Annotated in this window: 6 protein-coding genes; 1 reads left to right on the forward strand and 5 read right to left on the reverse strand. The window is 58.8% G+C overall.

What is annotated here, in order from left to right; translation table 11 throughout:
* Positions 1-148: 148 nt before the first annotated feature.
* The 5 genes from MUN79_RS17330 to topA form a co-directional block, all read right to left on the reverse strand.
* Positions 149-3,886 (reverse strand): metallophosphoesterase family protein, encoded by a 3,738-nt coding sequence (locus MUN79_RS17330; protein ID WP_244673904.1) that lies wholly within the window; start codon positions 3,884-3,886, stop codon positions 149-151.
* 65 nt (positions 3,887-3,951) lie between these two features.
* Positions 3,952-4,503 carry a metal-dependent hydrolase gene (locus MUN79_RS17335; protein ID WP_244673905.1) on the reverse strand — a complete coding sequence of 184 codons (552 nt, stop codon included), beginning with the start codon at positions 4,501-4,503 and terminating at the stop codon, positions 3,952-3,954.
* Between the two features lies 1 nt (position 4,504).
* Positions 4,505-5,212, reverse strand: coding sequence for an SIR2 family NAD-dependent protein deacylase (locus tag MUN79_RS17340; protein WP_244673906.1), 708 nt, complete (start codon positions 5,210-5,212; stop codon positions 4,505-4,507).
* Positions 5,213-5,233: 21 nt separating this feature from the next.
* Entirely contained in the window at positions 5,234-6,109 is an 876-nt protein-coding gene (locus tag MUN79_RS17345; protein ID WP_244673907.1) for a DUF4846 domain-containing protein, read from the reverse strand.
* Between the two features lie 145 nt (positions 6,110-6,254).
* Complete coding sequence (gene topA, locus MUN79_RS17350) at positions 6,255-8,738, reverse strand: type I DNA topoisomerase (protein ID WP_244673908.1); 2,484 nt, start codon at positions 8,736-8,738, stop codon at positions 6,255-6,257.
* Between the two features lie 356 nt (positions 8,739-9,094).
* Between topA and MUN79_RS17355 the strand changes: the two genes are divergently transcribed.
* The gene (locus MUN79_RS17355) at positions 9,095-13,507 is read left to right on the forward strand and encodes a HAMP domain-containing protein (protein ID WP_244673909.1); all 4,413 of its coding nucleotides are present in this window, start codon (positions 9,095-9,097) and stop codon (positions 13,505-13,507) included.
* Positions 13,508-13,573 lie beyond the last annotated feature (66 nt).

Raw genomic sequence — 13,573 nt, forward strand, 5'->3', positions numbered from 1 at the left:
AGAGTGAAAGGAGAGGCCAAAGATACAGGTTTGCCAAAAGTAGGCTAGCCGAATAGTACGGCATATCCTGCGGTTTTGATTGGAGAGGCACCTAAACGGCATAAAAAAGCCCGGCCTTAGTAGACCGGGCTTAGTATGGACAACTTAACTATTGATCGATCCGGAAGCCGACGCCAAACTGTAACAGGGCCGTTTGCTCCTCGGAGTTTTGAATGGAAATAGACAGGGCCAGCTGGTCGGTGACGGGGGCAATGTAGAAGCCCCCGCCGTAGCCGGCGTGCCAGCCGCCGGGTGAGTTACCTTTGAAGTAGACTCGTCCCTGGTCGTAGAAACCGAAAATGCCGTACGAGAAGGGAAGGAAGTTGTTGCGCACCCGGCCCAGGGCCAGCCGTACTTCGGTGTTGATATAAGCGCTGGCGTCACCGGTAAAACGGTTGCGGTAGTAGCCGCGCAGGTTTTCGCGCTGCCCCAGGCTGGTAAACTTGTAGAACGGAATTTCGTCGTCGTTGCCATAGTTTTTGGCTCCGCCGCCTTTCACCACAAACGTGACGGGAATGCCCAGGCGGGCCGTGGCGTAGTACTCGCCAAACAGCTGGGTGAGGCCAAAATTACCCTCGGTGCGGTTGAGCTGGTGGTAGCTGTCGTGCTGGGCCCGCAGGCGGAAACCCCGTCGGGCGAAGGTCTGCCGGTCGCGCAGGTCCAGGTCGAGCAAGGCATTCAAACCCAGCAGGCGCTGGAAAGCCGTATTCGGGCGCCGGTCGGTGGGCAGGGGCTGCTGGGTGTTGTTTTCGCCGAGCAAACTGTTTTCCGTAAAGTTGGACTGGTACTGCTCGTAGGTCGGGCCAAAGCGGAAGATGCTGCGGTTGAGGAAGACCTTTTCAGTAAACACGCTGCCGATGTAGCCTTTGTAGCGGGCCTTGTAAAAGTTGGCGTCGTAGAGTCCTTCGTCCTTGGTCGTGTTGTTGCCCAGGCCAAAGAAGTTGTAGAACTGGAAGTAGTTGCCGTATTCGGCGCGGGCTCCAATATCCCAGTCCTTGATGGCGTGGCGGTGGCGCATATTCACGGCTACCTGGAAGTTGCCGTTGGTCGAGCCCTGCACGTCGAAACCGTAGAGGTTCTTATAATCGGGCTTGCGGAAACCCTGGCGCACGATGTCGAAGCCAGCCCCGGCCCCGAACCCGTCGCTCTGGTTATAAATCAGGGTAGCACGCGGGTTGTAGCCGTCGTATTCGAAGGCTTCGCGGTCGTAGCGGTTCACGGTCAGCTTGTCGGAAGTGCGGTTGTCACTTTCCTTGCCCAGCTTCAGTTGGGTATCGGCCAGGTCGTATACCTTGGTTTTGGTGCGCAGCCCGCTCACGCGGGACTCGTCCGTAATCTGGTCTTTGCCGTCGCCGCCGATAACGCGCACCAGCACGCTTTTGCGGGCCGAGCCCGTCACGGTGAAAATGTCCTTGCCGTCGAGGCCGTAGAGCGCTACTTCGTCGGTTTCCTTGGGGTCGAAGGTGCGGTCAAACAGGGCCTCGCCGTTGGCCTGGTCGGAGTCCTTGGCTTTGTCGAACATCTGCACCCGTACCTTGCCGTCGTCGAGGCGGGTTACCTGGAATACCTCGGCCTTGTTGGAGCCTACCACGTCGACGCGCTTGGCCAGCATCAGGTAGTATTCGTCCAACGCCTTGGGCAACTCCTGAATTCGGGCCTTGAGCTTGCGGTTCAGGTCGGTGCCCGAAATCGGCTGTACTTCCTTGGGCAGCTGGGCCGTGGCCTGGTCGATGGCCGCGGGCGTAATCTTTTCCTGCATATACTTGGCCACCTGCTGCCACTGCTCTCGGGTCATGGACTGCAGCAAAAACCGGTCGAGGTGGCGGGCGGGCCAGTTCAGGCTTTCCAGGTCGTGGAACTCTTCCTGGAAGTCCTCAATGCTAGGCACGGCCCATTCACGGTTGGCAATGTAGGTGAGCAAGCCGTTCCAGAGGGTAAAGCTTTGGTCCCGGTCGCGGGGAATGGGGCGGAAAACGGTTTTTTTGCCTTGCTTGTAGCCGGCCCATTTCCAGTTGTCTTCGTGCTTGCCAAAGTCGGCCACCAGCATGTCGAAGGCGCGGGCTTTGCCCAGGGCCATAGCGTCGACCTGGTTGTCGTGGTCTTTATAGAGCTGGCGGAAAAAGCTAAACGAGCGGCGTACTTCATCAGCCCCGCCAAAGCCGGGCAGGTTGGGCTTGGGGTCCACGGGCCGGTCTTCCAGCGTACCGAGCAGGCCAGCATAATCGGCCCGGTAGGGGCCAAGTTGGTTGTTGTCGGGCAATACAAAGAGCCGGGGCCGGGCGTGCAGAATATCGGTCTGGTCGAGCAGGGAGCCCGTAACCAAGGCCGAGTAGGGGTGGGCCGTGGGCGTAATGTCGCGCAGCACATCGGCGGCAATGGAGTTGCGCAGCTCGGGCGGCAGAATGCGGGTCACGTCCTTATCTACCGAGCGAAACACGTACTCCGAGGAGTCGGCGGCAATGAGCTTAACCGAAGTCGTCTGCCGGCCGCCGCCCTTGCCGAAGATGCGCAGTCCGCCTTTCTCGGCGGTCAGGTCCAAGGTTTTTACTTCCACCGGCTGCGTCCAGGAAGAGCGGTACAGCGGCCCCAGGAAAAACCGCTTGCCGGGCCCGGCCGTGTATTGCGGGCCGGGGGCCAATGTCACCGTGGGTTGAAAAGGAGCATCGGGCTTCTGGTTGGCCACGCCTTTGGGGGCCGTGGGGCACTCCGGAATAAAGGCATTGACGGGCACGTTGGGCAGGCGGGGCTCGGTGCAGGCCGATTGGAACAGCGTGGCAGTGTAGCTTTCCTGGGCAGTAGCGCCGTCCTTGGCGAAGGTGAAGAAGGCGGACTTGACGGTGCCGTCGGCGTAGTAATCGAGGCGGGAGAAGCCTTCTTCCGCCTTGTTGTACATGGCCCGGGAATTGGAGCCAACGTGCTCTTTTTCGGCAAAGCTGCCCGATACCACGTGGTAGTTGTCTTCAAAGCGAGTAAGCTGCAGACTGTAGTCGTGGGCGGCGGCATAGACTACGCCGGGGTTTTCCTTTAGCGTACTGAGCATGTTCTTGCGCAGGTCGCTGTAGGCGGGGTTGGCTATATCCCGCGGGGTGCCCACGTTTTGGCGGTAAGCGGCGTACACTGAGCCAAATACGGGCAACGGGACGGGGTTGTCGAACGGAAACAGATGGCGGCCCAGCGGAATCCGGCCGCCGTAGACGCCGTTACTTACCACCGGGTGGTGACCCACGACCAGCACGTTTTTGCCCTTGGTGTCGTCGAGCACGTCCTGCAGCTGCTCCCGGAACTCCTCCTTGGTCATGGTCTTGCACTCCGTGTCCGGCGCTTCGGGCCGGTCGTAGGGGTGAGTCCACCACGGGGAGTTGATGGCCACGAGCCGCACGTTGGGGGCCACGTCAATGATTTCGGGACCGGGGCAGCCGCCGGTGGGCAGAAAGGCATTTTGGCCGGGCAGCTTTTGCTCGATATACGCTTCCAGGCGCTTCACTTTCTTCAGGCCGTCGGGGCCGGAGTTGTCCCAATCTTTGTCGCCGGGCACAAAGTAGATGCGGCCGTTGGGCAGACCCTGCACCAAGGCAATCAGCTGGTCGAGCCGGGCGGTGGTTTGAGCTTCAGCCTCTTTTTTAAGGCCTTTGTTGCTGGCAATATCTCCGAGGTGAACCACGGTAAACGGACCTTTCTGTTGCTCCAGCTGCTGGCGCAGGGCCCGCAAATGGGTTTCAGAAACGTCGTCGCCGGCGGTATTTCCCAACAAATAAACAGCGTGCGTGGCCGGCTGATTTTGGGCAGCCAGCGGAGCGGATAGTGTGGTAAGCAGCGCTGCCAGGAGCAGACGGTAGGGTTTTCGCATGAGGAAAGCGAATCGTAGAATAGAGTGTATTCTCTACTGTACGAAAGAAACCTCGACAGGGTGCGTCAGCGCGGTGTATTCGCCGGGGCGGGGCGCAAAAACCGCTGCCCCAGCCACAACAGCAAACAGGGAATGCCCACCCACAGGGCCTCACTGCGCAACACCCGCCAAGCCGCCGCGCCGGCGAAGCGTTTCACCCCAATGGGCGACACCTGAATGGGCCGGAAGCCGAAAAAGTAGCGCTGCGGCTCCCAGGGGCTTAAAAATGCCACGCCCAGTCCGCCCGTCGTCATGGCATCGAGCACCCCGTGCGACACTGTAGCCAGAAACAGCAGGGCCCATAGTCGGCCCACCGGCGGCTGGTTGCGGGGGCGGAGCAGACGGGCTAGCCCTACCAGTGTTGAGGCTAGTACCACGGCGGCCAGGATGGAATGGCTCAGGCCACGGTGGCCCCACAGGCTAGCGTAAGCCACGCCAAACGTAAAGCCCACCACATCGGCGTCGGGCAGCACGGCGCAGGCGGCCGCCAAAAGCCACCAGGGCCGGTGGGAGCGGGCCGGCAGCAGGAGTTTGCCTAAAGTAGCGCCCAGCAGCGCGTGCCCAAAAGCAGATGCCATATCAGAGAAGGTAGTCGGATGCCTGAGCTAACAACTCAGCTGCAACCCGCGGTACGCCTACGGTAGCCGGCTCCGGCACAAAGTGCAGATTGGGCCGGGCGCTAAGGGCCGGCTGGTTGGGGTCAATGATGTAGGTAGGGCAGTTGGTAGGCGTGTAATGCACCAGGTTGGCCGCCGGATACACTTGCAGGGAAGTGCCTACCACCATGAATATGTCGGCTGTGGCCGTCTCCTCTATGGCTCGCTCCATCAGGGGCACGGCTTCGCCAAACCACACGATGTTGGGCCGGAGCTGATGGCCTTTTTCGCACCGGTCGCCCAGCTCGATTCGGTTTTCGGTCATGGGGTACACCAGATGCTCGAAGCGGGTGCTGCGCGACTCGAACAGCTTGCCGTGCAAGTGAATCACGCGGCTGGAGCCGGCCCGCTCGTGCAAATCGTCCACGTTTTGGGTGATGATAACCACGTCGTAGTCTTGCTCCAGGGCCACCAGCGCCAGATGCCCGGCATTGGGCTGGGCGACCCGGGCGGCGGCCCGGCGCTGGTTGTAAAACTCCAGGACCAGTTCGGGGTTGCGCGCCCAGCCTTCCGGGGAGGCTACATCTTCCACCCGGTGCCCTTCCCAGAGCCCATCCGAGCCCCGGAAGGTTGCCAGCCCGCTCTCGGCACTGATACCAGCCCCGGTCAATACCACTATTTTTCGCTTCATAGATTGTAGGTCATCAAGGCGTTAAAACCGCCGCAGCTGGTCGGTGGTAAAGCTCCACTCGGGCGTTTCGAGCACTGTTTGGTCATTGAGCTCATACCACGGGCTCAGCTTTGGGTTCTGCAGATTACGCAAAACGTGGATTTCCTGGGCAGGCATATAGCTCTGGGCCAGCAAAAAATACTTGCGTCCGGTCTTTGAGTTCACGCTCACGTCGAGCACCAGCACGGCATGGCCGGGTGAGCCGCCCCGCACAAAAACGTCCCCCGGCTGCAGTGAAGCCAGGGCGACGGGCTGCATTTCCCGCTCGATGGAACGGGTACCAGCGTAGGTGAAAATCTGGTCCAGGTACCGCCGAAAAACCGGGTGGGTCGGGGGCTCCACAGCTTTCGGTGAGACTTTTACTTCCTCCCCAGTTACGGTAAAACCTTTGCCCGCGTGCCAGTCCGAAAACCAGATGTCGTGCCCGCTGGTCAAATGGAAGTGCACCTTGTCCGGGTTTTGGCTAAACAGATATTCGCCCCGCAGCCGAATGACGGCGTCGGCGCACTGCTGCAGGTCGCGCGGCCCCACATCGATGCGCACCACGGCGGCGTGTACGGTTTGCGGGGTTTTCAGCTTGCCATTGTGCAGGTGCACAGCCGCTCCGGCGGGTTGTAGAGGCAGATAGCGCAGCCATTGGGCAAAGGAGTTTGGGGCGGCAGCCACCCGTTGAGCCCCAGCCGGGGGCGCAAAGCGCAGGGCTAACGTTTGCCGGGTCTGGTAGGAGCCAGCCGGCAGCCAGCCATACGGATGAGCCGCCGTGGTTGGGGTAGCTGGGCGGGCCGCAGTTGGCTGCTGACCATCAGCTACGGAAACCAACAGGCTCAGGGCGGCCACAAAACACGGAAGGTTAGACATAAGGGTAGACGAATACCAGGGCCTAACGAGCTGCTGCCACAAAAATTTCAGCGCTGCCAACGGTAAGCAGACAGCAAAATAGCAAGAGCGTAAAAAAGGCTCCGACGGGAAGTCGGAGCCTTTTTTACTGAGTTATACCCGTTACTTACTTAGCCTTTACGGCTGGCTTTTTGGCGGTGGTAGTAGCCGCCTTTTTGGCTGCCGGTTTTTTCGCCGCCGGTTTCTTGGCAGCGGGCTTTTTGGCGGGCTTATCTACCATTTCCTCCGCCGCAGGGGCGGTTTTCTTGGCAAAACGCCCACCCTTCGCGGGCTTGTCGGGCGTAGCGTCGGCTAGCTCCAGGCACCGCTCCAGAGTGAGTTCGGCTGGCTCTTCGCCCTTGGGAATCTTCACGTTCTTCTTGCCCACCACGATGTAGGGGCCAAACCGGCCGTTGAGTACCTGCACGTCTTCGCGGCCGGGGAATTCCTTGATCAGGCGCTCAGCGTCGGATTTACGCTTGGCCTCAATCAGGTCAATGGCTTCCTGGGCCGTGATGGTGTGCGGGTCCTGCTCCTTGGTCAGCGAGTAGAACTTGCTGTCGTGGCGGATATAGGGCCCGAAACGACCCAGCGCCGCCGTCATGTCCTTGTCTTCAAATTGTCCCACGATGCGCGGCAGCTTAAACAAGTCCAGTGCTTCTTCCAGCGTGATGCTTTCGATGAACTGCCCTTTGCGCAGGCTGGCGTATACGGCCTTCTCGCCTTCCGGCGCGCCTTCCTTGGGCTCAATCTGCACGTAGGGGCCGTAGCGCCCCAGGCGAGCGGTCAGCTTCTGACCAGTTTCGGGGTGAATACCGATTTCCCGGGTCGAACCCAGCGTGCTGCGCTCAATGTCCTGACCCCGCTCGATGGTTTCGTGGAAGGTGCCGTAGAAGTCGGCCAGCATCTTGCCCCACTGCTCCTGCCCGTTGGCAATCAGGTCAAATTCACCCTCAACTTTAGCCGTAAACTGGTAGTCAATAATAATGGGGAAGTGCTCCACCAAAAAGTCGTTCACCACCATGGCCGTATCGGTCGGAAACAGCTTGGCTTTGTCGGCGCCGAAAGTCTCGGTTTTAGCTTCGGTTTTCACCTCGTCGCCTTCCAGGGTCAGCACGTGAAACTTACGTTCCTTGCCTTCCCGGGTGTCTTTTTCCACGTAGCCCCGCTTTTGAATCGTGCTGATGGTAGGCGCGTAGGTCGAAGGCCGACCGATGCCCATCTCCTCCAGCTTTTTCACCAACGAAGCTTCCGTATAGCGGGCCGGCGGTGAGGAATACCGCTCGGTAGCGCGCAGCAGCTGCAGGGGCAGCTCCTGGCCTACGTTCAGCGGCGGCAAGCCACGTGAAAACGACGACTCGGTGCTTACTTCTTCGTCCAGGGTTTCCTCGTCTTTCGACTCGCTGTAGGCTTTCAAAAAGCCCTCAAACGTAATGACTTCGCCCGTGGCCGTGAGCGGCGTGCCGGGCTGGGTGCTGATGCCAATAGTGGCCACGGTGCGCTCAATCGTGGCGTCGGCCATCTGCGAAGCCATAGCCCGCTTCCGGATCAGGTCGTAGAGGCGCTGCTCGGCCGAGTCGGAACCTGCTTTCACCAGGGCAAAGTCGGTGGGGCGGATGGCTTCGTGGGCTTCCTGGGCCGAGGCCGACTTGGTCTTGAAGTGACGGGTGTGAGCGTACTCGGGGCCGTAGGCGGAGCTGATTTCAGCCTTAGCCGCCGCCAGCGCGTCCTGCGAGAGGTTTACCGAGTCGGTCCGCATGTAGCTAATCTTACCAGCTTCATACAGCTTCTGAGCCACGCTCATGGTCTGCGCTACCGAGAAGCCCAGCTTGCGCGAGGCTTCCTGCTGCAGGGTAGAAGTGGTGAAGGGCGGAGCGGGACTGCGCTTGCCGGGCTTCTTCTCCAGATTCTCAATCTTATAGGTAGCCCCAATGCAGCGGGCCAGAAATTCCTGGGCTTCCTGCTGGGTTTTAAAGCGCGTGGGCAATTCGGCCTCCAATACCGTACCCCGGCCCGCATCAAAGCGCGCCGTTACGCGGTACGCCGACGACGATTTGTGCTGGTTGATTTCCCGTTCCCGCTCTACCACAAACCGTACGGCTACCGACTGCACCCGTCCCGCCGACAAGCCAGTTTTAACCTTTTTCCACAGCACCGGGCTCAGCTCAAAGCCAACTAGCCGGTCGAGCACCCGCCGGGCTTGCTGGGCATTCACCAGGTTCAGGTCAATTTCCCGGGGATTGTCAATGGCATTGAGAATGGCGTTCTTGGTAATCTCCCGAAACACGATGCGCCGGGTTTTGGCCTCATTCAGATTCAGGGTTTCGGACAGGTGCCAGCTGATGGCCTCGCCTTCGCGGTCATCGTCACTCGCCAACCAAACCATTTCGGCCTCTTTCGCCAGCTTCTTCAGCTGCGAAATGATTTCCCGCTTGTCCGGCGATACAACGTACGTTGGCTTGAACCCATTATTAATATCAATGGCATTATTGTCCTTGGGCAGGTCGCGGACGTGGCCGAAGCTGGATTTGACGATAAAGTCCTTGCCCAAGTAACCCTCAATGGTTTTGGCTTTGGCAGGGGACTCTACGATGACTAGATTTTTGACCATATAAGGCTAGGAGAGGGCGGGATACAAAAGGGTTCGGACTAGGAAACGGCCGAGGGAGAGGAAAAGTTGAATTTTGCCGCAAAGATGCTGGAATAATCCGGTGTGCAACCGCAGTTGATAGTAATAATGCCGGGAGCCACTCCCTTATCAGCACTCCGAATCAGGTTTTGGAAACGCCACAACGACGCCAAGTAGTTCACTGGGAGAGAGTTTGCAGAATCATTTCGACAAACGCAATGAAATGTGGTTAGCAAAGCGGTATTTGCTACCTTTGCAAGTCTAGGAACTTCAGCAGTGGTGTTCCTGGTTTACAGCATCGCCTCTCTACACCAGGCTTCGCAACTCCCACACCTTGTATGGCTTCAGGTAAGACTACCAAGAATACGAATACGCCGGAAAACGACGCTCCCGAGCAGGATTCCCCGTCTTTGAATACACCTTCCTCTCCAACTCCCTCGGCTCCTTACGACCGTAGTCCCATGCTACGCCCTGCCGGTGCCCGCACCAGTTCCGATATCACCCGCAAGCGCGGTAGTGGCCGGGGTTCGGAAGACAGCCAGGAAGCGGACTACGTAAACGACCAACTTAACCGGGTGCTCTACGCGCTCGACGCCTTTAAGAAGGGCGACGTGTCGGTGCGCCTGACCAAGCAAAACGACGACATCTTCGCTGAAATTGCCGAAGCCTACAACTCGATGGTAGAGATGATCGGTGGGGTAGGGGGCGAAGTGTCGCGCATTTCCAAGGTTGCTGGGGTAGAGGGTAACCTGAAAGCCCGGGCTTCGGCGGAAAATGCCTCCGGCTTCTGGCGCGATATGATCAACAATATCAACGGCCTGGTGGACAGCATCGCCGTTCCGGTATTGGAGGTAGGCAAAGTACTGAAGAACATCAGCAAGGGCAATCTGGACGAAACCTTCCAGATCCCCGTGTCGGGCGACTTCAAGGTGATGGCCGAAACCATCAACAAAACGATTGACAACCTGAACCTGTTTGCCGGCGAAGTAACCCGCGTTGCCCAGGAAGTAGGTACGGAAGGTAAGCTCGGCGGCCAGGCCTCGGTTCCCAATGTGGGCGGGGTGTGGAAGCAGCTGACCGACAACGTAAATACCATGGCCGCCAACCTGACCAGTCAGGTGCGCGACATTGCCAACGTAGCCACGGCCGTAGCAAAAGGTGACCTTAGCCAGAAAGTAACCGTCGATGTAAAAGGCGAGCTGCTACAGCTGAAGCAGAACCTGAACCAGATGGTGGACTCGCTCAACCTGTTTGCTGGCGAGGTAACTCGTGTGGCCCAGGAAGTAGGCACCGAAGGTAAGCTCGGCGGCCAGGCTAGTGTGCCCAACGTGGCCGGCGTGTGGAAAGAACTCACTGACAACGTAAACTACATGGCCTCCAACCTGACGCTTCAGGTGCGAGATATTGCTAATGTAGCTACCGCCGTAGCGAAAGGCGACTTGTCGCAAAAGGTGACGGTAGACCTGAAGGGCGAGCTGTTGCAACTGAAGCAGAACCTGAACCAGATGGTGGACTCGCTCAACCTGTTTGCCGGCGAGGTAACCCGAGTAGCGCAGGAAGTAGGCACCGAAGGCCGTCTGGGTGGTCAGGCCAGCGTACCGAATGTATCGGGCGTATGGAAGGATCTGACGGACAACGTAAACTACATGGCCTCGAACCTGACCTTGCAGGTACGAGACATTGCCAACGTGGCAACGGCCGTAGCGAAAGGCGACCTGACCCAGAAAGTAACGGTAGACCTGAAGGGCGAGCTGCTACAGCTGAAGCAGAACCTGAACCAGATGGTGGACTCGCTGAACCTGTTTGCTGGCGAGGTAACCCGCGTGGCCCAGGAAGTGGGCACCGAAGGTAAGCTCGGCGGTCAGGCTAGTGTGCCCAACGTGGCCGGGGTGTGGAAAGAACTCACCGACAACGTAAACTACATGGCCTCCAACCTGACTTCTCAGGTGCGAGACATTGCCAACGTAGCTACCGCCGTAGCCCGCGGCGACTTGTCGCAGAAGATGACGGTAAACGTAAAGGGCGAAATTCTGGAGCTCAAGAATATCTTGAACCAGATGGTGGACTCCCTGAACATCTTCGGTGACGAAGTAACCCGCGTGGCCCGCGAAGTAGGCACCGAAGGTAAGCTCGGCGGCCAGGCCAACGTGCCTCGCGTGGGTGGTACCTGGAAGGAGCTGACCGACAACGTAAACACGATGGCGGCCAACCTGACCTCTCAGGTACGAGATATTGCCAACGTAGCTACCGCCGTAGCTAAAGGTGACTTGACCCAAAAGATGACAGTAGATGTAAAAGGCGAGATTCTCGACCTGAAAAACATCCTGAATCAGATGGTGGACTCGCTCAACATCTTTGCTGGCGAAGTAACCCGCGTAGCCCGCGAAGTAGGTACCGAAGGTATTCTGGGCGGTCAGGCCAACGTGCCGAGCGTTTCGGGTACCTGGAAGGACCTCACCGACAACGTAAACACGATGGCCTCGAACCTGACCTCTCAGGTGCGAGATATTGCTAACGTGGCCACCGCTGTAGCCCGCGGCGACTTGAGCCAGAAGGTGACGGTAAACGTACGCGGCGAGCTGTTGCAGCTGAAGGAAAACCTGAACCAGATGGTGGACTCGCTCAACACCTTCGGTGACGAAGTAACCCGGGTAGCCCGCGAAGTAGGTACCGAAGGTCGCCTCGGTGGCCAGGCCGTAGTGCCCAACGTGCGCGGCACCTGGAAAGACCTCACCGACAACGTAAACACCATGGCGGCCTCCCTGACCTCTCAGGTGCGGGACATTGCCAACGTAACCACCGCCGTAGCCCGCGGCGACCTAAGCCAGAAAGTATCGGTAGATGTTAAAGGCGAGCTGCTCGACCTGAAGGACAACATCAACCGAATGGTGGACTCGCTCAACATCTTCGCCGGCGAGGTAACTCGTGTGGCGCAAGAAGTAGGTACCGAAGGTAAGCTCGGTGGCCAAGCCAACGTGCCCAACGTGTCGGGTATCTGGAAAGACCTGACCGACAACGTAAACACGATGGCGGCCAACCTGACCACTCAGGTACGAGGCATTGTAAAGGTAGTAACCGGCGTATCGCAGGGTGACTTGACCCAGAAGCTTCGCTTGGAAGCTAAAGGTGAGGTAGCCGAACTCGCTGATACCATCAACCGAATGGTGGACGACCTGAACCGCCTCGCCTTGGAGGTAAGCCGCGTAGCGAAAGTGGCTGGGGTAGAAGGCAAACTGACCGAACGCGCCACGGTAGGCGGGGTATCGGGCAGCTGGAAAGAAATCGTGGATACGCTCAACGACCTGATCGAATCCATTGCCTCGCCAGTACTCGAAGTGTCTCGCGTAGTACGCGCCATTTCGGAAGGTGACCTGACCCAAAAAGTGGAGATTCAGACCGCGGGCGACATCCTGGCAATGTCTAACGCTCTGAACATCGCCGTTGAAAACCTCAACGAACTGCTCGGCGAAATCAACGACTCGTCGCAGATTGTAGGAGAGTCGTCGGAGGAAATGGCGGCCAAAGGCCAGGAAATGAGCCGGGTCACGGTTGATGTGGCTTTGGCCATGCAGCAGATGGCCGAAGGCGCTCAGAACCAGGCTTTGAAAACCGACCAAGCCTTTAAGCTGATTGAAGAAATCATGCAGGCCACGAAGGAAACGGCCGGCAAAGCGGACATCGTAAACAAATCAGCTATCCTGGGTGAGCAGACCTCCCAGCTCGGTCTGAAAACGGTGGCTGAGGTGGTAAAGAACATGGAGGAAATCTCCAACGCTGCCGCCCAGACCAGCAAGACCATCGAAGTACTAAGCACTCGCTCCCAGGAAATCAGCAAGTCGCTGGGCGTTATCACTGATATCGCCTCCCAGACCAACCTGCTGGCTCTGAACGCCGCTATTGAAGCAGCCCGCGCCGGGGAAGCCGGTCGTGGTTTCGCCGTAGTAGCCGAAGAAATCCGCAAGCTGGCCGAAAGCTCCCGCCGTTCGGCCAGTGAGATTGGTACGCTCGTAGACGACGTGAAGAAAGACACCACGACGGCCGCCACCGCTATTTCGACCATGGAAGGCCGTGTACTTAAGGGCAAGAACGCTACGTTTGAAGCGTCCAGCGCCTTTAAGAACATTGCCACCTCCAGCGGCGAAACCCTGCGCACTTCCCGCGACATTCTCACAGCTACCGAGGTGCAGAAAACCTCGATTGGCGACGTAGTGAAGTACGTGGAAGAAGTGGTAGCTATTGCCGAGCAAACGGCTTCCGGCACCCAGCAGGTAGCCAGCACTGCTAAGCAACTGTCTTCGTCGATGCAGGAACTGACTACTTCCAGTCAGAATCTGACCGACATTGCGGATGACCTGCAGGTAGGCTTGTCGGCCTTCCAACTGATGGAAGACTTGCTGCCTGAGCCCGAGCCCGAGCCTATCCGTGGCGGTTTGCGCCGTATGAGTGCTCAGCGCACGGCTGCGCAGCCTGCTGCCCCGGCCGTAACCCGGGAACGCCCGCAACAGCGCCGGACGCTGGCAACACCTGTCGTTTCCGAACCACGTCGGGGTGCCGCTAGCGCCCCAGCTCGCAAAGCCGCCCGCAAAGCGGCAGCCGAAGCCCCGGCTCCTGCTGCCAAGCCCGAAGGGAACGGCGCTGCTACGGCAGCTTCAAACCGTCGGGTGCGGAATGCTGCCAAGCCCGCTACTCAGCCTGAAAGCGAGAACGGCAAGGCTGCTCCCAAGGCGCGTTCTAAGTCGAAAGCCAAGTAATTAACTCATTCCCTTTATCATTTTGAGAGAAGTCGGCCCAACTGCCGGCTTCTCCCAAGTATGTTA

The organism is Hymenobacter cellulosilyticus (assembly GCF_022919215.1).
GTDB classification, from domain to species: domain Bacteria; phylum Bacteroidota; class Bacteroidia; order Cytophagales; family Hymenobacteraceae; genus Hymenobacter; species Hymenobacter cellulosilyticus.

Excerpts from the sequence above, each read along its gene's own strand:
- MUN79_RS17335 (WP_244673905.1), bottom strand. The coding sequence starts at position 4,503 with ATGGCATCTGCTTTTGGGCACGCGCTGCTGGGCGCTACTTTAGGCAAA.
- topA (WP_244673908.1), bottom strand. The coding sequence starts at position 8,738 with ATGGTCAAAAATCTAGTCATCGTAGAGTCCCCTGCCAAAGCCAAAACC.
- MUN79_RS17345 (WP_244673907.1), bottom strand. The coding sequence starts at position 6,109 with ATGTCTAACCTTCCGTGTTTTGTGGCCGCCCTGAGCCTGTTGGTTTCC.
- MUN79_RS17340 (WP_244673906.1), bottom strand. The coding sequence starts at position 5,212 with ATGAAGCGAAAAATAGTGGTATTGACCGGGGCTGGTATCAGTGCCGAG.
- MUN79_RS17330 (WP_244673904.1), bottom strand. The coding sequence starts at position 3,886 with ATGCGAAAACCCTACCGTCTGCTCCTGGCAGCGCTGCTTACCACACTA.
- MUN79_RS17355 (WP_244673909.1), top strand. The coding sequence starts at position 9,095 with ATGGCTTCAGGTAAGACTACCAAGAATACGAATACGCCGGAAAACGAC.